Raw genomic sequence first — 21,462 nt, 5'->3', positions numbered from 1 at the left:
GGATCCCTCTCTACTGCGCGGTGGTGGTCAGGGGCCTGGAGACGAGGTAGCTGCGGGCCTTGCTCGCGTAGCCGCCCAGGGACGCGCCGTCGGCCCCGGGGGCCAGGCCCAGCCGGTGCAATGCACCGTAGGCACCGACACGCCGTTCCTTGGTGCTCGTGGAGATGCCGTCGGCGATGATCTCGATGCTGTTGGGGTCGGGCAGCGGGACGGGGCCCTGCTTGCGGTCATCGCGCAGCGGGGTACGGCCGCTGTCCAGTGGGGTGACGTCCAGGGCTTGGGATTTGACCGGGCCGATCTCGCCCTCGGTGAAGGGTGCGAGGACCTTCAACCGAAGGCCGGCGAGTTGGTCAGGCAGAAGGGCGGGATGGTCGAGCGCGTGCTCGGGCTTGCCGATCGGACGCCCCCACAGAGCCGCAGGGGCATCGCGCTTGACGACCTCGATTGTCCAGTCGTCCTCCTCGAATGCCTTGGACCCGGTGATGGTGATCCGGAATTCGGAGGTGATGGTGCCGTCCTTGCGCATCGGCCGGACGCTGATCTTGTCGCCGTCTGCGGTCTTGGGCTCGAACGGATCGTCGTTGAGGTAGATGCGGGTGGCCGGGACGACGGTCTCGACGGTGACGGCGAACCCGGCGGAGGCGATCAGCAGCGGATCCCGGTCGGCGCGGCGAGCGGCGAGCTCGCCGGCGTCGACGTCGGCGAGCAGCCCCTCGAGCGGAGTGATGCGCAGAGGGTCCGGGAGCTGGTCGCGTACCTCCGACCAGTGTGCCGCGTCCAGCGCCGGGCGCTTGGCACCGATGTCGAAACTGAACGAGACGAACCAGACCTTGACCGTGACCCGGCCGCCGAACGGCGGGGTCCACAAGGCGAGTTTGATGCCGACCTCGATGGAGACCCGGACCTTGACCCCGAGAACCTTGATGGTGAACGCCACACCGATGCTGATGCCGAGCTGAGCGTCCAGCAGGAACGGGCGCCACTGGATCAGAACGTCCAGGTAGGCGGTGAACCAGGCCGACAGCAGGCCCTTGTCGTAGGTGGCGGCCAGGCGCCCGCCGAGCATGAACGCGCTCGGCGTGAGCGCGGTGTACCCCTCCGCCTTCACCATGATCTTGTCGTCCGGAGCCCAGACGAAACCGAGCCGCGCCGGGTTCGGGTAGTGCGCGGGAAGGTTCTCCCTGAACCGGGGGTGGTAGCCGCCGACGGTGATGACGAAGTCACCCGCATGCCGACCCGCCGTCCAGATGTAGACGGCGATGCCGCCGGTGAGCCGGCAGGCCGGGTCGAAGACGAACGAGCCCTCACCGACCGCCACATCCAGCGAGAGCAGCCCCTGGGACTGATGGTAGGCGAGCCTGAGGTCGACATCGATGCGGGCGTGGACCTTCTTGCCGTTGTCCCTGTTGCGCGGGAAGGTCACCGAGGTGCGGCCGAGTAGCGCCAGCTTCAGGTCATCGCCGAACTCCGCCACCGCCAGCGCCCGGGTGGCGATGAACTTGAACAGCGTGAACTCCAGCCCCGCCGCACCCCAGTATCGTCCCTCCGCCGGGCGCACCCAGTCCGCCAACGCCTCCAGGGCCTCCTGCGGGCTGGCACCAGAAGGTCCGCCCGCCAGGTTGGCGATCAGCGGAAACTCCGCCAGCTCCTCGATGGCCGGGATCCGCAGCGTGCTGTTGACGCCGAACCCGGCCGACACCGCGGTCACGGTGAACGGCGGGGCGGCGAACAGCGCCGCACCGCCCACGGCGGCGATCTCGCCGAACAGGAACACCGAAGACCAGCCGTCCACACTGCGGGCGTAGCTGCCGGCTGCCTGCATCGCGAAGAACCCGGTCTCCACCGTGACTAGACCCGCGATGTACACCGCATAGTCCGGGTCCTTGCGCACCTCCAGGATGCCGGTGACGTTCAGCGGCGGCGCGGCGATCCGCAACCCGGCGCCCTGCAACACCGGCGTGACGGCGAAGTCGCCGCTGACCGCCAGGCCCAAGCCGATGGTGTCCAGTTGAACCGGGCCCATGCTCAAGCCGGCATCGAAGGCAACCAGCAGCCCGTCACGGACGTAGGCGAGGACGACCCGGCGAATACGCACCGGCCCGAACAGCCGGTCGACGTCGTAGGTGGACTTTGCTCGTTCACGGCCGAGGACAACACCATCGGGGACGAGGTCGAGCGCTTCTCCCACCTGCATCAGCGCCGCCGTACGGTCGGCGGCCGGGCCGGTCGGCAGCGCAGCACCCCGCGATTCCAGTGGCAGGACCAGGTCCGTGGCCTCGCCGTCGATGAGCAGCACCGCCGTCGCCGTCGCGCCCGCCGCAAGCACGCCCGACCCAAGTCGGGGCAGGCGGGGCGGATCGGCCTGGTCCAGCGTGTCGAGCACTACATTGACTGCCTGCACCTGGTCGGGGGTCCAGTCCGCTGACGCATAGGTGAACTGAATGGCCGTCAGAGCGATGTCCCGGTCGGGGGTGATGGCTTCGCCGACCAGTGGCAGCTGCGAGGCGCGAGCTTGGACCGCGCCGCGGACGGCGAGCGCGAACCGCCGGGCCGGGGCGGCGAGTGCGGCGAACACCCACCCCAGGCGCCCGGTCAACGCCGTGAGGACCAGTTTTCGGGAATCGAGGTCGTAGCGCACCGATACCTCGTCCAGCGTCGGCAGAAGCAGTGGCGGAATGCCGGCCATGTCGCCCCCGAGCGCCTTGACCAGATCAGCGACCGACAGGCCGCCCTCGGGCAGCCAGGTCGCGCTCAACACGCGCCCACCATCGCCACCAGGCGGCTGCGGAAGCGCGAAGACCACTTCGACCTGGCCGGACGTCAGAACAACCGACTCGAAGCACCACACCACCCGTGGGCCGCCACCGCTCAGCGCGACATCGAAGCCCAACCCCTCCGTGCGAGCGGCCACGCCAGCGAGATCCAGCGAGGCGTCCAGCCGCACCTGCACATCGGGCTCCGCATAGGACACGGTCAGGCGCCTACACCTGAGCGGTCCTTCCTCGAACTCGAGATCGATGATCCCCACACCGTCGCTGCGCGCACCACCGCTGACGACCCGCACCGCCACCACGCCCGGCGTGCCGTCTACTTCGTAGCCAACCAGCAGGGACAGCCCCGCGGCCACATCGGCGGGCGGCAACTGCGGCCAGCCCCCACCAGCGCCGACGGTGATCGTCTGATTGATCTGCTCCGCCAACTCCGGCGACACGGCCGTGCCCGTGGCTGCCATCCCCAGCGACACGACGCCAAGGTCCAGCTCCAGCGGCACCAGCGAGCCCACGACCGGCAGGTCCCGCAGGTGATACTCCACTCCCCTCACCTGCACCATGCCGACGAGCGCAGACGCCTCGGCCGAGGCCAGCACCAGCCGGAACGATCCCGTCTCCACCATGGCGACGAACTTCCTGGCAGCGAAGTCGCACCACAGGCCGAGCGATTGAACCCGCGGTACGAGCAACTCGGGTACTCCCGACAGGTCCACCCCGAACTTCTGCGCCAGCTGAACCGCAGTGAGCTCACCCGTCCACTGGGCCCGGAGCACCCCAGCCAGTCGCGCATCCGGCTGCGTGACCTGGAAGGTCAGCCCGAATTCCTCTCCCACCTTCAGTGCGAGTTCATCGAAGCGCCACCGCACTACGGGGGAAAGTTCCGTCAGCGTGACGTCCACACCCAGGCCGACGGCGGACAGGGACACACTCCCCAGCTCGAACGCTGCCGCGAGTCGCAGCTCCACCGTCTCCGCGTCCGGGGCGTACGCCACGGTCAGCTTCCCGCAGGTGAGCAGGCCCAGTGCGAAGCCGAGGTCGATCAGCTCCACACCATCGCTGCGCACACCTGCGCGGACGGGGACCGCGGCCACGTCCCGGCTGTCGGCGAGCTCGTATCCGAGCAGCAGGGACAGTCCCTGCACGAGCCCGTCGCCGGGCAGGACCGGTCCCTCCACGTCGCCACCGGCAGCGGCGATCGCGTTCTCGATGGCCGCCGCCGTGTCGCCGGACACCGGTGATCGGGCGGCAGCCATGCCCACCGAGACGACACCGAAGTCCACATCGGTAAGGGAAGGCCCGATGACCGGCAGATCAGACAGGTGGTACGCCAGCCCCATGGTCTGCACCACACCCACCAGCCCCGAGCCCTCGACCGAGGCCAGTACCAGGCGGAAGGAACCCGTCAGCGCCGAGACGACGAACTGCTTCGCCTCGAAATCACACCACAGGGTGAGCGAGTGCAATTCGGGCACGAGCGCTCCGGGTGCACGGGACAAGTCCACGCCGAACGCCCGAGCCACGTCAACGGCGCTCAGCGAGCCGGTCCACTGGGCCTGGAGAACACCGCCCAGCCGCACACCCGGCGGCGTAACCCTGAACGTGAGCAGCAACTGCCCTGCGGTCAGTGTGAGTTCGTCGAATCGTCCCACCGGTGACGGCGGGAGGCCGGCCGTCAGCGAGATGTCCACCCCCAGGCCGACTGCGGTCAGCGCGACCTCCCCCGCCTCCAACGAAGCGTCCAGCCGCAGCGCCACAACCTCGGCGTCCGGGTCGTACGCAGCCGTCAGTCGCCGGCACTTCAGCAGCCCCACCTCGAAGCCGAGATCGATCAGCTCCACCGGCTCGCCGCGCACGCCGAGTCCGACGACCGGAACGGCCGCCAGGTGCGTGTCCCCACCCACCTCATACCCGATCAGCAGCGACAACCCCGCCACCAACCCACCGCCGGGCAGCACCGGCCGCTCCACCTCGGCACCGGAGGCGACGACCGCCTCCTCGAGCCGCGCAGCCACCTCCTCCGACACCGCCGAGCCCGTCACGGCCATCCCCACGGACAGGACCCCGACATCCAAATCGGACGGTACGTACGGTCCGACGACCGGCAAATCGGACAGGTGATACTCCACGTCCCTGGCCTGCACCACACCGACCAGCCCCGAGTCCTCCAGCGAGGCCAGCACCAGGCGGAACGACCCCGTCAACGCCCAGGCAACCACCCGCCCCGCGGCGAAGTCGTACCACACCCCGACCGACTCCACAGTCGGCAACAAGGCATCCGGCACCCCCGCCAGGCTCACACCGAAGGCACCCGCCAGATCATGCGCCGACACATCCATTCGGACCGTCGCCCGCAATCCAACGATCTCCTGGCCGTCCGCATCGGGAAGAAACGCCAGAGCGATCGACGCAGTCGCGGAGATCGTCGGCAGCGCCCCGCTGACAGTGAGCGCATCAGCATCGACCTCAACCGGGCGCCCGACTGTCAGCGCCTCGGCGACCTTCAGCAACTGGTACAGGCCGGCCACGTCCAGCAGGCTCGTGGGGAGCACGAAGTCGTCGTTTGGTCCGAGGCGCAAGTACTCGCGCAGTTGATCGACCGTCAAAGCCACCTTGGTCCCCTTTGCGGCTCGGAGCATGACAGGTCCCCGAGCGCGACGGTACGCCGTGATGCCGCGCAGAACGGTCATTTCCGGAGAGTCGTTCGTGCGCAATCAGACCGCAGCTGCGAAGTCACGGCCTGCAGGCGGAGCCGAGGTGTCGATGCCGATGTGTGAGCGTGCAGAGAATTACGTCGGCGCATGCCGCCGCCAGTCGGAACCGCCTCCGGCACGCCTGCGACCGCGCACGGGACGACCTTGACATGGCGCCACCACGCCAGGCGGCGCTTTCGGCAGAGTGGCTTGATTCCACGCAGCCTGAACCCATGGGCCCTGCGGTACCGGGCGGGACCGCCACGCGCCGACGATCACGAACCACACCGGTGATACCCGCCGGTGAAACGCCGGTCAGCTCGCACGCAGAAGACCGCGGCATTCAGCTCACGAACCGCCAGACGTGCCGGCCGGCCTGCTGCCCGGCATGGCCGAATAGGCCACCTACCCTACCGGCCGAAGCCGGGCAAGCATGAGCCCACGCGGGATCGCCACCGGCGCTACCCGATCGCAGTGGGACTGGTCATGCTGGCATTCGTGATCAGCGTTCTGCTTGCGGTTGTGGTGGGCGCCCTGGCCGAATGGCCGGCTTCACTGACCCGACGGGCGCCGATTCCGCCGTGTGGCAGCCCGGAGACACAGACGGCCTGGAGCTCGTCAACGAGCCTGGCAGCGTCAGCTGGATCGAGCTGTACACCACCGACAGCGCGGCCTCGAAGGACTTCTACGGCAGCGTCCTGTCGTGGGAGACCCGGGACAGGCGCATGGGTGGAGGCGTCGTCACACCATCGCCGGGGCCCGTCCGGGGCCCGCTTGTACGTGTTCGCGGTGATTGAGCACGCGAACCGCCGGATCCGGATCCTGGGCGCCGCGCTTCCGGCCTAGCTTCGCCCCAGCGCCCAGTCCGCTTCTAGGGCTGCACACCAGTAATCTGACCAAAGGCTGCTGTCCCCGAGTAGCCAATCAGAAACCCGATCAGCAAGCCGCCCCAGAAGTCCTCAACGGTCACGAACGACTGAGCCTCGGACTTGCGCGCCGAGAAGACGATCGCAGCGCCACTGAGGATGACGGCGAGGATCAGTGATCCGACGCTCGTCCCCAGGTGCTGTCCGAACAAGGCGCTCAGGCTCCGGGCGTCTTGAAGTGACCGGCCGACGCTGCCAACCACGCCGCCCAGAGCGCCCCCGGCGATCACGTTCCACAGTGCTGCCTTGACCGGCAACGTGAGGGAGGTGGTGTTGGAGAAGACCCGTCGACGCTCTGCAGCGCCCGATGGTGCGTCGCTGGTCCGCGCGTCGGCGCTGGTCTTGCCGCTGGATGCAGTCAGTCCGTAGATGACGGTGACCTGGAGCCGGTAGCTGGCGGGGATGAAGAACGGGCTGTGCCCGGTTCCGAGGCGGATGGTCCACACGTCGGTACATCCGGGCTCAAGCGCGACCCCCGGCGGCAGCGAACCGACCAACGGGACCCGTTCACGCTCACGCATGAGCCGATCATGAGTATTGACGACCTGGAGGTTGACCACAGCGTTGTCGTTGGCCACGAGGTTGAGGTATCCATTCGCGCCACGAGAAGATGTGGGATCACCTTCGCTTTTGTCGAGCATCTCCCGAAGCGCTTCCGGCTCCACGACGACTCGTGGTTCCGGTGGCTCCGGTGGTCGCCAGGACAACTGAGTCGGAAGGCTCAATTCGACCGAGTCGATCCAGATCGGCACCGCGAAAGGGTTCTTGACGTGCAGGTAGACGGTGAAGTCTGTTCCCGAGTAGACGTACGGGACGGACAGGTCAACCGTAAGGTCGAGTAGCCCCAGTTGGGCTGGTGGTTCTGACGGATGGATAGTCACCCGTGCAGGCTAGCCATTGGACGTGCCGCCGACTGGTGGATCTCGCCACTGGGACCCCGCCCCGACGGGCATCGACCATCGTCATTGGCCTGCCCGCCTGGCAAGAACCCATCGCATCACACTTCGTGATCATCCGGAGCCTCAAAGCGATATTTCGCCATCCGTGTGGCCAAAATCGGCAGCGCCTCACTCTGGAAGTCGACGAAGGCCGACTCGAACCCGATGCAGAGCCCGCTCCCGGCGAGAAGCAGCGGGCCACACCTCGAGGCTCTCCAGTCAACCTCGATCGAGCCGCAGGCCGACGATGCGTCAGCGCACCGCCGTGACAGGTGATATGACGGAGCCGAGCTGGAGGTGGTCCGTCATGACCCGCTACTGCGTCGACCCTGATCGACACGAACTCATCGCCACCTGGGGAACCGGCCAAGGCGACCTCGCCTCACGGATCGCCGCCGTCCCGGCCGGCACCGACCTCGCCGCGCTGTCCCGCCTGACTGCAGCCCTCACCCAGCTGTCGGCGGCGGCCTGGCGCACCTACACCCACCCGGCCAGCGCCGCCGACTCGTTGGAGGTGAACAGCGAGGGCTGGCGTCGGGAAGAGGAACGCAAGGCGTTCGCCGGGGTCGCCGCGGCCGTGGCCACGCCGAACCTTCCCCATGGCGGCTCGGTGATCGTCGAGTACAGCCCGGTGCTGGAGAACGCGCACCGCGTCGGCCGCGCCCTCATCGCCCTGGACAACCCCGAGTTGACCGAGGTGATCCGCGCCGAGACCACGGTGGAGCTGGCCGCCGTCGAGGGCGCCGAGCTCGGCAACCTCACCGCACGCGCCCAGCAGGCCGTGCTGCTCAGCCGCGAAGGCGCCTCCCCCGTCCAGGTCGCCGCCGCCGACCAACTGCTCCAGGAGGACCCGTTCGGCCCGGCCGCGCTCTACTCCGACATCGACCCGACCGCAGCGGCCGTGGCAGCCGCCCACTGGCTCTACGCCGCGGCCCAAGCCGTCTCGGAAGCCTCCGGCTACGCACCCGCCGAGGTGATCCGGGAAGCGGACAACATCGAGGCACTCCCCCACGCGACACCCACCCTCGTCCTGGAACTCCTCGACAACGGCCTCTCCCCCTACGACGCCGTCACCGGACTGGTGCGCCACGCCATGCGGGTCGCGGACGGCGTGCTGCCCGACCCGGCCGCTCTCCGCGAACAGCTGGAGGAGGCCGAGGAGGTGACCACCGAGTACGCCGACGACGATTCGGAGGAGGCGGACGCCGGGCTTACCGGCATCCGCCTCACCCCGCTGGACCCGCGCCGGCCCGCCCGCGACCTCCTCGAAGACCTCCTCACCGGCATCAACGGCTGCTGGCTCCTCCACGAGGAATACGCCGAGGACGAGGATCGGGACGACGACGAGGAGGAATCGGACGACGAGACCGCCGAACGACACCAGCACCACAGCCGCGCGCAGTTCGCCGCACTCGTCCGCGCCATCGCCACAGCCAACCGGGACCGGCTTGTCTGACACCGCATCCACCCGCCAGCCGACAGCGCTCGGCCCCGGACCAACCACCGCACCGGGGCCGCTCTGTCCACCCTGCGACGAGCAGCTCCAAGGCCACCCCAACGGCCCGACAAACCCCCGCCATTAATTACACAGTGTGACGGGAAGGGCGTCGGCCATCCATCCTGCCCGGCAACTCAGAGCAACGGGACTCAACCTGACGGCTACCGCGCGGCAGCCCCTCAGTCAACCGGCACCCGTCCCCAGATCGGCCAAATGCTACGCAGAGTAATCATCGCGGCTCGCGGCCCTGACACTCAATCAGCTCCAAGAATTCCGCAGCCCTGACGCAGGGATGCAATTCCGGCGCAGTTCGGAGCGACCGAGACGCCCTCGCCGGTGGGAATAGGCGCGCATATTCCCACCGACATCCGGCGGAATTCGATAGGCTCGAAACAGGGCCGCCATGGTCCCTCAGATCACTCGCAGCCGCCCCCGGACCCGAACCGCCCGCGTGCCACACCACGACCGCATCGCTCCCGAAAGCGGTCAACCCGTCGCCGGCAGTGATGACGCACGCGAGATTCGGAGTGCCGGGCGTGATCCACAAGGCTGCGAGCCGCTCAACGGAGCCCCAGGTAACTTGAGCGCAGGTCAAGGGATCGTCCCAGGTCAGATGCCATCGAACTGGCCTGGTGGTCGCATGGTGGTCCCGGATCCCGCCGCGACGCCACTGCCCGGGGCGAGACTGGCAGGGCCAGCAGTTCCGCCACTCCCCTATGAAGTGATCGCCATGCGTTCCTCAGCCAAGCGAGGCCGCGTCTACCGCCGGTGCGGCTGCCGCGACCAGCACCGCAAGCAGCTCGGCGCCCGCTGCCCCCAGCTCGCCACCGACCCCCACCACGGCACCTGGACCTTCGCCGTCGACAGCCACACCACCCTCGACGACAGACGCCACACCATCCGCCGCGGCGGCTACCTCAAGAAGAAGGCCGCGAAGAAAGCCCTGCACCGCTACCTCGAAGGCGAGCGCACCGGACTCACCTGCGACCCCGACCAGAGCGTCGCCGACTACCTCGACGAATGGTTCCGCGCCAAGCAGGCCGAGCTGAAGCCCACCACCGCCACCCGCTACCGCCACTACGTGTACGACGACCTCATCCCCGCCTTCCGCACCATCCGCCTCGACGACTTCCGCCGGCCCCACATCCGCACCTTCGCCGACGACCAGCTCGCCCACGGCCGCGGCCGGGTCACCGTCCACCGCATGCTGTGCACACTCTCCAGCGCGCTCGGCGACGCGGTCCGGGCCGGCCGCCTGCGCCGCAACGTCGGCCGGCCCCTGGTCATCCGCCGGCCGCGCCGCGCCGACCGCATCGAGTGGACCGTCGACCACGCGGCCACGTTCCTGCGCTACGCCCACGGCGCCGACCCCCTCATCGCCGACCTCGCCGAGCTACTCATCGGCTCGGGCATCCGCAAGGGCGAGGCCCTGGCCCTCCACGAGGACGACGCCTACCTCGACAAGCGCTTCATGTACATCCGCTGGACGCTCTCGGCCATCGACAACAGCGAACTCGTCTTCACCGAGCCCAAGACCCGTTCCAGCCGCAACTGGGTCGCCCTCTCCGACCGCGCCACCGCGGCGATCGCCCACCGCCTCGCCCCCGACACCTTCCGCGGCCCCAACCCCGCTCCCGGACACGGCCTGGTCTTCCACCGCCACGGCCGCCCGCTCCACCCCTCCTACGTCCTGCGCCGCTTCCACCGCCTATGCCGCGAAGCCGGCGTCCCCGTCATCGGCGTCCACGACCTGCGCCACCTCGCCTGCGCCCTGGCCATGGACGAGCACGTGCCGCTGCCCATCGTCTCCAAGACGCTGCGGCACTCCACCTTCTCCACCACCGTGGACGTCTACCACTACCTGACCATCCAGGCCGTCCGCGAAGCCGTCGACGCCATCAACCACGCCCTCGACCAAGCCGACCACGACGCCCTGCACGGCCACCACGCCACCCGAATCCCCCGCAGCCCCCGCGCGCCACGCCTGACCACCCACCAGACACGGAAAACGACACAGCATCGCCAACCAGCGCCCCGGCCAACCCCCCGGGACCACACTGCGACCACCAGCCGACGGAACATCAAAAAGGCCGCCTCCACCTTTCGGTGAAAGCGGCCTACGACCTGCGAAAACGCCGGTCGGGACGACAGGATTTGAACCTGCGACCCCTTGACCCCCAGTCAAGTGCGCTACCAAGCTGCGCCACGTCCCGTGGTCTCGGTGCCTGCAGCGGGGCCTGGGGGGCTCTGCTGTGGGCTTCTCGACCTTGTCTCCGGCTGTCCCGGCGACGTGGAAAACAATACAGCACGTCGGGGGGTGCTCGCTGCCAGGTTTGAGGGGTGGGGTGGGTCAGGGGGTCGGGTGGCGGGCGTCGTAGGCGAGGAAGGCGGGGCGGCGGGCGGCGAGGAGGAGCACGGCGGCGACACAGGCGAGGCCGCCGCTGATCACGGAGGTGGCGGGGTTGGTGAGGGCGGCGACGGTGCCGGATTCGAAGTCACCGAGGCGGGGGCCGCCGGCCACGACGACGATGAAGATCCCTTGGAGGCGGCCGCGCATCTCGTCCGGGGCGGCGACCTGCATCATCGTGTTGCGGAAGATCATGCTGATGGTGTCGGCGCAGCCCGCGACGGCGAGCAGCAGGAGGCCGAGCCAGAGGTTGTGGAGGACGCCGAAGGCGGCGATGGCGAGGCCCCACGCGACGACGGCGGCGAGGACGGCGACGCCTTGGCGGTTTACGCGGCTGACCCAGCCGGAGAAGAGCGCGCCGATCAGGGCGCCGACGGCCGGGGCGGAGACCAGCAGGCCGACGGTGCCGGCGTCGCCGCCGTAGAAGGTGACCGCGATGGCGGGGAAGAGGGCGCGCGGCATGCCGAAGACCATGGCGGCCAGGTCGGCGAGGAAGCTGGTGCGCAGGTTGGGTTGCTCGCGCAGGAAGCGGAGGCCGTCGAGGACGGAGGCGCGGCCCTTGCGGTCGCCGAGCGGGCGCATGGCGGGTAGGCGCCACATCGCGTAGAGGGTGCCGGTGAAGGCGACGGTGTCGAGCAGGTAGGCGGCCTGGGCCCCGTACGCGCCGATGAGGACGCCACCGAGCATCGGGCCGATGGTGAGGCCGAGGTTCATGCTGACGGTGTTCAGGGCGTTCGCGGCCGGGAGCTGGTGGGTGGGCACCAGCCGGGGGATCATCGCGGAGCGGGCGGGTGAGCTGAGGGCGAAGAACCCGGCCTGGACGGCGACGGCCGCGTAGAGGACGGCGACCAGGCCGAGGCCGGCCAGGGCCTGCGCGGCGAGGATCGCGGAGACGACCGCCAGGCCGCCCGAGCCGATCAGACCCAGCCTGCGCCGGTCGACGGTGTCGGCGATGGCGCCGCCGTAGAGGCCGAAGGCGACCAGCGGGACGAGGGAGAAGATGCCGACCAGGCCGGTCGCGAAGGCGGAGCCGGTCAGCTCGTAGACCTGGACGGAGACGGCGACGGCCGCCATCTGCTGGCCTATGGAGGAGACGGCCTGGCCGAGCCAGACCCGGCGGTAGTCGACGTGGTCGCGCAGCGGGCTGAGGTCGGCGAACGCCCGCCGGTACCACGGCGCGGCGGTGGCCACCGGGTCCGCCGGCAGGTCGCCGGCGGCCACGGCGTCGGACATCGCGGCACCTGCGGCTGCGGCGCCGGCGGCCGCAGCGACGGGTGCCGATGCGCCGCCCGCCGGGTCAGGCGCGGGCTCGGCGGCGGGCGGAGCGTCCGCCGACGCGGCGGAGATGGAATGTTGATCGTTCGACATAGTCCTCCATGCTCCGCCCCGCCCCCGGCTGCCCCCGCACCGGGGCCCGCCCTCGACACCGCTGAGCCGACCGGCCCCCGTTGCCGCGCACCCGTCGCCACGAGCCCACGGTCGCACCCGCCGGTCTACCGGCTCAGCACCTGCTTCTCCCCCGCCTCCACCGCGAAGTCCAGCCGGTTGCCCGGCGGCGGGAACGGGCAGATGAAGTGGTCCGAGAAGGCGCATGGCGGCAGGTAGGCCCGGTTGAGGTCGAGGACCGTACGGCCGTCGGCGTCCGGCGCCGGCAGCGTGATGAAGCGGAAGCGGTAGCTGTCGATGCCGCTGCCCGCGTCCGCGATCACACCGCTGAGGCGGTTGCCCGACCGGCTGACGGTCAGCGTGCGGTGCTCGCCGGCCACGGTGAAGGCGATCTGCCCGGTGACGGCCAGTGGACGCTCCTTGCCGTCCGCGTTCGGGACCACGACCGACCGGGCCTCGTCGTCGAACGGGGTGAAGATCGCGGGCACGGCCCACTCGGGTGCGTACGCGTAGGCGGAGATGCCGGCGAAGGCGGCCCGGCGCGGCGCCGCCGGGTCGAAGACCCGCAGGGCCAGTTCGCCTTTACGCTCGATCGGGACGAGCAGCAGGTCGCCCAGGGTCGCGGTGTCGGCAGCCGGGTCGCTGTCCGGGCGCAGCAGCAGCTCGCCGTCCACCGGCCCGTCCGTGCCCGTGACGGTGATGCCGTCGCCCGCCTTCGCCCGGCCCCGGACGCCTTCGGTGTCGGCCCACCAGTGCCCGGGCAGGCCGGGGATCTCGGCGGGCTCGGGCTCCAGCCAGTGCGTGCCGGTGAGTGCGAGCTGGCCGTGCGGCGAGCTCACGGACGCCGCCCGCCCGTCGCTCCAGTGCTTCCAGTCCTCCGCGGCCGTCGCCGTCATCGGTCCACCCTCCCGGTCGGTCCGCGGACGGCCCGCCGTTCGGGCCGCCCGTCTCCTCATCCACAACACCGCCCGCTCGGACGGATCATTCCCACCGGTCCGAAGCCGCCGAAACGCAACACGGCGGCGACGCACCGACACACCGCACAACTCGGAACACACACCACGGATCACGATGACGGATCACGGGTCGCGAAGCACGGATCACGGATCACGGATCACGGATCACACGACGCCTACCCGTCCCGGCGCTGCAGCGGCCGGAACAGCCCCTCCTGCATCACGGACACCACCAGCTGCCCGTTCCGGTCGAAGATCTGCCCGCGCGCCAGGCCGCGCGCGCCGTGTGCGATCGGGGATTCCTGCTGGTACAGCAGCCAGTCGTCCGCCCGGAACGGCTGGTGGAACCACATCGCGTGGTCCAGCGAGGCCATGTCGAAGTGCCGCTCGCCCCACAGCGGCTCGACGGGGGCGCGGACGGCGTCCAGCAGCGTCATGTCGCTGGCGTAGGTGAGGGCGCAGACGTGGATCAGCGGGTCGTCCGGCAGCGGGCCGTTGGTGCGCAGCCAGACGCCGCTGCGTGCCTCGACGCCGACCAGTTCCTCCTTGGTCCAGCGCAGCCGGTCGACGTAGCGGACGTCGAAGGGTTGGCGGCGGCTGATGAACGGGGGCAGTTCGCCGAGCCGGGAACCGACCTCCTGCAGGGCGCTGGGCAGGTCCTCGGGGGCGGCGACCTCCGGCATCGGGTACTGGTGCTCGATGCCGCCCTCCTCGGGTCTGTGGAAGTCGGCGGTGAGCGCGAAGATCGACCGGCCGCCCTGGATGGCGAGCACCCGGCGGGTGGTGAAGGAGCGGCCGTCCCGGATCCGGTCGACCTGGTAGACGATCGGCACACCGGGCACCCCGGGGCGCAGGAAGTAGGCGTGCAGTGAGTGGACGGGGCGTTCGTCCTCCACCGTGCGGCCCGCCGCCACCAGCGCCTGCCCGGCGACCTGGCCGCCGAACGTACGCTGCAGTGCCTCCTCGGGGCTGCGCCCGCGGAAGATGTTCAGTTCGATCTGCTCGAGGTCGAGCAGATCGACAAGGTCGTCGACGGGGGTACCCATGAGCACGCTTCCTCTCCGGACTCCGATCCTTCCGGATGCGGACTCCGATCGAATTCTCCAGCTCACTCGAATTCTCCGGCGACCCGGGTCATTCCCGCTCACCGTGTCCAAGTCGCCATTTCACTCGAACGAGTAAACGAGTCGACGAACAGCTGACGGAAACCGCCCGATCCCTCCCGGGCACGCGTCCCTACGCCCCAGCCCCGCCGCGCCCCTACGCCCCCAGCCCCGACTCCCGCACCGTGATGTTGAGCCGCCCCACCAACCCCAGCTCCGGCTCCGCCGTCCCCGGCAGCGTGCGCACCACTCCGTGGTACGCGAACCGGGCCGGGCCGCCGAACACCAGCAGGTCCCCGCTGCGCAGCTCCAGGTCGGTCCACGGCCGGGTCCTGGTCTCGGTGTTCCCGAGCCGGAAGACGCAGCGGTCGCCGAGCGAGAGCGAGACCACGGGCGCGTCCTTCCGCTCGTCGCGGTCCTGGTGGAGGCCCATCTTGGCGCCGTGCGGGTAGTGGTTGACGATCGCGACGTCCGGCTCGTACGACGCGGCGCCCGCGATCTCCGGCAGCACCTCTCCGTACGCCCGGGCGACGGCCCGGCGGGCGAGGCTGCCCAGCTCGGGCGGGAACGGCTTGACGGGCACGCCGTCCTCGGCGACCCGCCGGTACCCGTAGGGGTACCAGTGCCACCCGAGGCTCACCATCCGTACGGACATCATCCCGCCGGTGGGCATCCGCACCGTGTGCAGACCGGCCGGCGGGCGGGCCCACTCCCGGCAGGCGGCGATCAGGCGCAGCTGCGCGTCGAGGTCCAGCCAGCCGGGGAGCAGGACGGCGCCGGGAGCGGGCTCGAGGCGCGCACGCGCGCCGGTCCCGGAAGTCCCCGCATCCGCCGGGTCCCCCGAACCCCCGGAATTCCCCGAAGCGCTCGAGGTTCCTGGGGCCCCGGCTGCCCCGGGCAGGTCACCGAACAGCTCGCCCTGGATCACCCCACCATCCTCCCGCACCTCCCCTACCCGGGCCCAGTCCCGGCCCCAACCCCGGGCCCACCCCCGGGCCCACCCCCGGGCCCGGCACCGCCGCCCCGGGCTGCCCCGCCCCCGAGCATCCCCAGTTCCCGCGCACAGGAAGGCCAGGCCTCCCACCCCTGCCGCCGTACGATCTCCTCGCCCACGGTCGTCTGCTCCCGCCGACTCGCGTGGTCCGGTCGGTCGGCGAAGCGCAGGCCGTCGGACTCCTCCCAGGTGGAGGGCCGGATCTGCAGCCCGCCGTAGTAGCCGTTGCCGGTGTCCGCCCGCCAGTCGCCGCCGCTCTCGCAGTCGGCGAGCTCGTCCCACACCAGGTCCGCAACTCGGACGGCAGCGTCGGCCCGCACGGCACCCATGGCAACCGCCAGCACCAGCATCACGGCGGCACCACCCCGGACCACAGCCCGACGGCGACCTATCGCTTCATCACGCGAATGCGGCATGGCAGCCGAGCCTAGGCACGCCAGGCGCCACCCGCCACGAAACGCCGACGGCCGCTCCCCCACTCGGCGGAGTACCCGCGCGAGGGAGAAGCGGCCGTGGGAGCCGGAGCCGCTGGCACATCCGAGCAGCCGGTGTCAGCCGCTCACGAGGCCTCAGGACTTTTGAGTCTCAGGACCGTGGAGTCTCAGGACCTCCGAGCCTCAGCAGCTCGGATACACAGCAGCCCGGTTACACAGCTCGGATACGCAGCTCAGATGCTCAGATGCTGAGGGTCTGACCGGGGAAGATCAGGTCCGGGTTGCCACCGACGACCTTGGCGTTGTTCTTGTACAGGTCGTGCCAGTCCAGGCCCTGCGCGGCGGCGATGGAGCTCAGGGTGTCACCGGACTTGACGGTGTAGTTGCCCTTGGCCGGCTTGGCGTCGTTCGAGCCGGTCCATGCGTCGGCGCCCTTGTCGGCCTTCGGGGCAGCAGCCTTCGGGGCAGCAGCCTTCGGCGCGACGTCAGCCTTGGGCGCGGCAGCGGCCTTCGGGGCCTGCGCCGGCTTGGCGGCCGGGGCGGCGGGCTTGGCAGCCGGGGCGGCCGGAGCGGCCGGCTTGGCGGCGGTCGAGCCGGAGGTGGCGCCCGCCGAGGTGTCGACGGCGGCCGGGGCGCCGCCCTTGGTCAGACCGGCCTTGACGGAGCAGACGGGCCAGGCGCCCGGGCCCTGCGAGGCGAGGACCTTCTCGCCGATGGCGATCTGCTGCGCCTTGGTGGCCAGGTTGGCCTGCGAGGCGTAGGCGGTGCCACCGAAGGCGGCCCAGGTGCTGGAGGTGAACTGCAGACCGCCGTAGAAACCGTTGCCGGTGTTGATGGCCCAGTTGCCACCGCTCTCGCACTGGGCGACAGCGTCCCAGGTGGAGACCGAGGCGGCGGAGGCCGAGGTGGCCGTGACGAGGCCGGCCACCGGCAGGGCCGCGACAGCGGCGCCCGCCACGACAGCCATCCGAACGCGGTTGCGCTTGGTGGCGGTGGAGGTGGTGGCAGCGGCGTTCTCGTTACGGAAAGTCATGAGGTTCCTCTCGACAGCCCCGGGCGGACATGCGGAACCAGACCCCGTGAGGGGCCGCGTTCGCTTGCCGCGTCCGTCGGGCGGCCGTGCACGTGTCGGACGTGCCGCTGCCGCCCCGGCCACCCAGCCACTCGCCGACGACCTGTTCGAGCGATCGCGTCGGCGGGCACCGGCCGCACCCGGCGGACCGGGGGGCTGTGCGTCGGGGGTGAACCCGGGTGGCGCTCGTTGCGCCGACCAAGAAGCTACGAGCCGGTCGCCGGGGATTCCAAAACTCGAACGGTCTGCCCAGCTCAGCCAAGGGTTACCGGCGGTAAGACCAACACAATCATGTCTGAAATGTCGGATTTGGCCATTGATTCCTAGATCAAACACCCCCGCCGCGTGACTCACCTCACCGCTTCATTCCGGCAGTCCCGTCACCGACATCGACAGATTGCGACCACGAGAACACGCATCGCGGTCGGATAGGGGGCAATTCCCGTCAGCCTCGACGGGCACCCGTGACGCCTGACACAAGGGCCCGTTGGTCATGTCGACCTCCCCCTGTCCGCCCCCGAAGCCCCATCCGCATCCATCCGAGGAGACCCTGTGCCGCGCATGCTCGACGTCAGCGACGAGGTCCGGTCCGAGATCGGCGACGACGAAGCCGACCGCCTACTGGGCGGCGACCGCGCCCCCGACAGCTACGAGTGCACCTCCTGCCGGACCCCCGGTGACACCCATGTGGAGCCCACCAGCACCGTGCTGTTCGTCGGCGACGAGACCGCCGTGCTCGCGTTCGCGCACGCCCGCTGCATCCCCTCCCAGGTGGTTCCGGTCTCCGAGGCGCAGCTGGTCGGCGCCGTCCGCAGCATCAGCCAGGCCCAGACCGGCGCCCCGGACCTCGCCCTCCCCACCGCCCCGGCACCGGGCCCGGCCACCCCCGCCGAGTCCGCGGCCCAGTCGCCCGCCCCCGGCCAGGCCGCCATCCTCGGCATCACCTGCGGGCTCGTCCTGCACGGCAAGGTCGGGCACGCCTCGCTGGTGGTCGAGCCCACCGGCCCGGTGGGCCGCCCCGGCAGCACCTCGGGCGAGGACGAGTTCCTCGACCTCCTCCAGGACGCCGGCTTCCAGCCCGTCACCAACCTGGACGAGACCCCGGAGCAACTGGCCGGCTGGTCGGTCCTGGTCGCGATGGGCAAGCTGCACGCGATCCTGCAGCCCGCTGCCGCCGGTGGCAGCACCGGCTGGTGGCAGGCGCACCAGCCGCTCCAGGTCACCGACGCCTGGCGGATGGCCGCGAGCCAGCTCTCCGAGGTGACCATGTACGCCGTCCCGGCCGGCATGGTCGGCCGCCAGCCCCGCGAGGACCTGCTGCGCCAGGCGCTGGAGCGGGCGGTGGCGCTGGGCCAGGTGGTCGCCGCCTCCCTCCCGCTCGCCGGCACCTGATCCGCCTCCTCCCCTCTCTACGCGCCGGACGGCGGCCGCCTCCACCTCGGGCCGCCTCCGGCGCGGGCTCGCGCCCCGTAGCCCGGCGCACCGTGCGCATCCGCGTCGCCCCACACCGCGCGCTTCCCCCGCATGAGCCGCTCGCATGGAACGCAACACATGAGCGCCACTCATGAGGAGCTCCGCACCGCACATGAGCATCACTCATGGGCATCGGCATATGAGCATGACGCATGGGCGCCGCACATGAGCAACATGCATGGGCGCCCCTCGCATGAGCGTTGCTCATGGGCCCCGCACCTGAGCAGCACGCATGGCGCCCCCCGCATGAGCGCCCCGCATCCCCCGCCCCTCTCGCTCGTTGGCCCCTACGTGTACAGCTACGACGTCTCCGCGTCTCCCGGCCGCTCCGCCAGCGCCCCCCGCTCGATCCCGGGCATGCGCCCGTCGTACGACGCCGAGCACCCGCACTCCATCACGCCGATCTACGACGAGCTGTACTCCGAGTACCGGCGCCTCTTCCGTGCGCTGCCCGGCGACCGCTCGGGCGAGGAGGACCTGGCGTTCACCGGCTTCGCGGTCCGCGACGGCTACCCCCTGCTCGGTGAGCAGCGTCCGCACCCGCCCCAGCACCAGGCCTTCCACACCCTCGCAGGCCAGATGCCGGGCCTCCCGCAGTTCCTGTCGTCCCAACCGCACGGCACGGGCTTTGCCTCCGGCCACAACGGCGGCCACCACAGCGGGCACACGGGCAGCCACCAGCACAGCCACCACAGCCACACCGGCAGCCACCACCACGCCGGGCACCACACCGGAACCCACACCGGGCACCACCCCGGAGCCCATGCAGCCCACGCGACCCACCCCAACCCCGCCGCCACCACCAGCAACGGCCTCGGCCACACCGCCCCACCCCCCACTCCCGCCCCCACCTCCAACCCCAACCCCGCCCCAAACTCGGTCCAACTCGCCGGCACACCACCCCAGTTCACCAACGGCCAAGGCTGGATCGCGGCCGGCTACCTCGGCCCGCTCCCGCACCCGGTGTCCGTACCCGCGCCCGCACCGCCCGCGCCACCCGCACCATCCCCGGTGATGGGTACCGTCACCGGGCTCGCCACCACCCCGTCCACCGGCGGCCGCCACCGCCAGATGCTCTCCCTCCCCCCGGGCCGCAACGGCGATCACCACTGACACACCGCCCCACCGGCGCACAGAAACGCCGAAAGGCCCCGCCACCACCGTGACGAGGCCCTCCAGCCGTAGGTCCGTCGCCCGACTACGACGACGTACTACCGGACGTACTTACTGCTGCTACTACTTCCTCTTGCGCTTCTCCCGGACCCGCACCGAGATCGAGATCGGCGTCCCGACGAAGCCGAACTCCTCACGCAGCCGGCGCTCGATGAAGCGCCGGTAGCCGGCCTCCAGGAAGCCCGAGGCGAAGAGCACGAAGCGCGGCGGACGGATGCCCGCCTGGGTGCCGAACAGGATGCGCGGCTGCTTGCCGCCCCGGATCGGGTGCGGGTGGGCGGCCACCAGCTCGCCGAGGAAGGCGTTCAGGCGCGCGGTCGGGATGCGGGTCTCCCAGCCCTCCAGCGCGGTCTCGATCGCCGGGACGAGCTTCTCCATGTGCCGGCCGGTCTTGGCCGAGACGTTGACCCGCGGGGCCCACTGCACCTGGACGAGGTCGCGCTCGATCTCGCGCTCCAGGTAGAAGCGGCGCTCCTCGTCCATCTGGTCCCACTTGTTGTAGGCGACGACGACGGCACGCCCGGCCTCGACGGCCATCGAGATGATCCGGGTGTCCTGCTCGGCGAGGGTCTCGCTGGCGTCGATCAGGACGACCGCGACCTCGGCCTTCTCCAGCGCGGAGGAGGTGCGCAGCGAGGCGTAGAAGTCGGCGCCGGCGGTCAGGTGGACCCGGCGGCGGATACCGGCGGTGTCCACGAACTTCCAGGTCTTGCCGCCGAGTTCGATCATCTCGTCGACCGGGTCGCGGGTGGTGCCGGCCACCTCGTTGACGACGACGCGCTCCTCGCCGGCGACCTTGTTCAGCAGGCTGGACTTGCCGACGTTCGGTCGGCCGATCAGCGCGATGCGGCGGGGGCCGCCGGGGGCGCCGTCGCCGAAGGTCTGCGGCGGGGCCTCGGGCAGCGCGGCCATGACGGCGTCGAGCAGGTCGCCGGAGCCGCGGCCGTGCAGGGCGGAGACCGGGTACGGCTCGCCCAGGCCGAGCGACCACAGGTAGGCGGCTTCGGCCTCGGTGGACGGGCCGTCGACCTTGTTGGCGCACAGGACGGTCGGCTTGCCCGCCCGGCGGATGATCTTGATCAGGGCCTCGTCGGTGTCGGTGGCGCCGACCTTGGCGTCCACGACGAACAGCACCGCGTCGGCCTGCTCGATGCCCAGCTCGGCCTGGGCGGCCACCATGGCATCGATGCCGAGGACGTCGATCTCCCAGCCGCCGGTGTCGACCACCTTGAAGCGGCGGCCGTTCCAGGTGGCCTCGTAGGTCACCCGGTCACGGGTGACGCCCGGCTTGTCCTCGACGACGGCCTCGCGGCGGCCGATGATGCGGTTCACCAGGGTCGACTTGCCGACGTTCGGGCGGCCGACCACCGCCAGCACCGGCAGTGGGGCGTACTCGGCGCCGTCGAAACCGTCGACGGCGTCCATGTCGAAGCCCTCTTCGGCGGCAAGGGCCATGAACTCGGCGTAGTCGGCGGCGTCCAGCCCACCGTGATCGGCGGCGGAGTGCTCTGCGGTCATGTTCGTCTGTTCCGTTTCCCGGCCCGGCCCTTCCCAGGGGCGTGCCGTGCGTACCTGCCCCGTTCGGGGCAGCGCGATGGTTGTCTCCGCGGCGCCTTGGCGGCCCGCGGTTCACTCAGTGGC

The 21,462-nt window shown here is 70.5% G+C and carries 13 protein-coding genes and 1 tRNA gene; 4 read left to right on the top strand and 10 right to left on the bottom strand.

Annotated features, from left to right (window positions below):
- Positions 1 to 10 precede the first annotated feature (10 nt).
- Positions 11 to 5,380, bottom strand: a complete 5,370-nt coding sequence (locus tag ACZ51D_RS32740) for a DUF6603 domain-containing protein (RefSeq protein WP_465664292.1) — start codon at positions 5,378 to 5,380, stop codon at positions 11 to 13.
- Positions 5,381 to 6,332: 952 nt separating this feature from the next.
- Positions 6,333 to 7,268, bottom strand: coding sequence for a hypothetical protein (locus ACZ51D_RS32735; RefSeq protein ID WP_465664291.1), 936 nt, complete (start codon positions 7,266 to 7,268; stop codon positions 6,333 to 6,335).
- Between the two features lie 364 nt (positions 7,269 to 7,632).
- Here ACZ51D_RS32735 and ACZ51D_RS32730 point away from each other — a divergent pair, with 364 nt between their 5' ends.
- Both ACZ51D_RS32730 and ACZ51D_RS32725 read left to right on the top strand, forming a co-directional pair.
- Positions 7,633 to 8,781 (top strand): hypothetical protein, encoded by a 1,149-nt coding sequence (locus ACZ51D_RS32730; RefSeq protein WP_465664290.1) that lies wholly within the window; start codon positions 7,633 to 7,635, stop codon positions 8,779 to 8,781.
- A gap of 772 nt (positions 8,782 to 9,553) precedes the next feature.
- A complete protein-coding gene (locus ACZ51D_RS32725) occupies positions 9,554 to 10,933 on the top strand; it encodes a tyrosine-type recombinase/integrase (RefSeq protein WP_465664289.1) in 1,380 nt (459 codons plus the stop codon).
- 29 nt (positions 10,934 to 10,962) lie between these two features.
- Here the strand turns inward: ACZ51D_RS32725 and ACZ51D_RS32720 are convergent.
- The 7 genes from ACZ51D_RS32720 to ACZ51D_RS32690 form a co-directional block, all read right to left on the bottom strand.
- Positions 10,963 to 11,036 (bottom strand) — tRNA-Pro (locus ACZ51D_RS32720).
- A gap of 137 nt (positions 11,037 to 11,173) precedes the next feature.
- Positions 11,174 to 12,463 (bottom strand): MFS transporter, encoded by a 1,290-nt coding sequence (locus ACZ51D_RS32715; RefSeq protein WP_465623793.1) that lies wholly within the window; start codon positions 12,461 to 12,463, stop codon positions 11,174 to 11,176.
- Between the two features lie 260 nt (positions 12,464 to 12,723).
- Positions 12,724 to 13,512: a DUF1684 domain-containing protein gene (locus tag ACZ51D_RS32710; RefSeq protein WP_465664288.1), complete on the bottom strand. Its 789-nt coding sequence runs from the start codon at positions 13,510 to 13,512 to the stop codon at positions 12,724 to 12,726.
- Positions 13,513 to 13,748: 236 nt separating this feature from the next.
- Entirely contained in the window at positions 13,749 to 14,618 is an 870-nt protein-coding gene (gene tesB, locus ACZ51D_RS32705) for an acyl-CoA thioesterase II (protein ID WP_465623796.1), read from the bottom strand.
- A gap of 214 nt (positions 14,619 to 14,832) precedes the next feature.
- Complete coding sequence (locus tag ACZ51D_RS32700; protein WP_465623833.1) at positions 14,833 to 15,444, bottom strand: alpha-ketoglutarate-dependent dioxygenase AlkB; 612 nt, start codon at positions 15,442 to 15,444, stop codon at positions 14,833 to 14,835.
- A gap of 182 nt (positions 15,445 to 15,626) precedes the next feature.
- Entirely contained in the window at positions 15,627 to 16,019 is a 393-nt protein-coding gene (locus tag ACZ51D_RS32695) for a transglycosylase family protein (RefSeq protein WP_465623834.1), read from the bottom strand.
- A gap of 325 nt (positions 16,020 to 16,344) precedes the next feature.
- Positions 16,345 to 17,136, bottom strand: coding sequence for a transglycosylase family protein (locus ACZ51D_RS32690; RefSeq protein ID WP_360500518.1), 792 nt, complete (start codon positions 17,134 to 17,136; stop codon positions 16,345 to 16,347).
- A 591-nt stretch (positions 17,137 to 17,727) separates the two neighbouring features.
- On the opposite strand from ACZ51D_RS32690, the gene ACZ51D_RS32685 reads away from it, so the two are divergent.
- Complete coding sequence (locus ACZ51D_RS32685) at positions 17,728 to 18,567, top strand: hypothetical protein (RefSeq protein WP_465623799.1); 840 nt, start codon at positions 17,728 to 17,730, stop codon at positions 18,565 to 18,567.
- 327 nt (positions 18,568 to 18,894) lie between these two features.
- Positions 18,895 to 19,761 carry a hypothetical protein gene (locus ACZ51D_RS32680; protein ID WP_465664287.1) on the top strand — a complete coding sequence of 289 codons (867 nt, stop codon included), beginning with the start codon at positions 18,895 to 18,897 and terminating at the stop codon, positions 19,759 to 19,761.
- A gap of 123 nt (positions 19,762 to 19,884) precedes the next feature.
- On the opposite strand, the gene der is transcribed toward ACZ51D_RS32680, so the two are convergent.
- Positions 19,885 to 21,339, bottom strand: a complete 1,455-nt coding sequence (gene der, locus ACZ51D_RS32675) for a ribosome biogenesis GTPase Der (RefSeq protein WP_465623801.1) — start codon at positions 21,337 to 21,339, stop codon at positions 19,885 to 19,887.
- Positions 21,340 to 21,462 lie beyond the last annotated feature (123 nt).

The sequence above is a fragment of the Kitasatospora sp. NPDC033851 genome (genome assembly GCF_055576085.1).
The sequence above is the reverse complement of the archived record's forward strand: the minus strand, read 5'-3'. Positions and strand labels throughout refer to the sequence as shown.